1 pseudogene is annotated in these 287 nt (G+C 67.6%); it reads left to right on the top strand.

Annotation, left to right across the window (positions count from 1 at the left end):
* Positions 1 to 287, top strand: a pseudogene (locus PZH32_RS13950) (YtxH domain-containing protein); the annotation flags it as partial.

Below are 287 nucleotides of genomic sequence, written 5' to 3'. Positions count from 1 at the left end.
AGTTCATGGGCGATGCTCAGCAGTGGGGCAGCGATGCCGCCGCTAACGCCCAGCACGTGTACCAGGAAGCGGCCGCCAAGGGTGCTGCCGTGGTGAACAACGTGGCCGCCATGGGCCAGGAAATTGCGTCCGAGGCTGCCGCCAAGGGTGCCGACATGGCCGCGGCCGTGCAGGAGGCCGCCACGAACGCCGCCCCCACCATCAACGAGAAGGGCGAAGAGCTGCGCGATAAGATCGAGGCCGCCCGTCAGCGCATTGCCGACCAGGTAGCTAAGAACGCCGGCGAC

This window comes from Adlercreutzia equolifaciens, from assembly GCF_029076695.1.
Taxonomy (GTDB): domain Bacteria; phylum Actinomycetota; class Coriobacteriia; order Coriobacteriales; family Eggerthellaceae; genus Adlercreutzia; species Adlercreutzia equolifaciens_A.
Note: the sequence above shows the minus strand (reverse complement) of the source record. Positions and strands in the feature narration are given on the sequence as shown.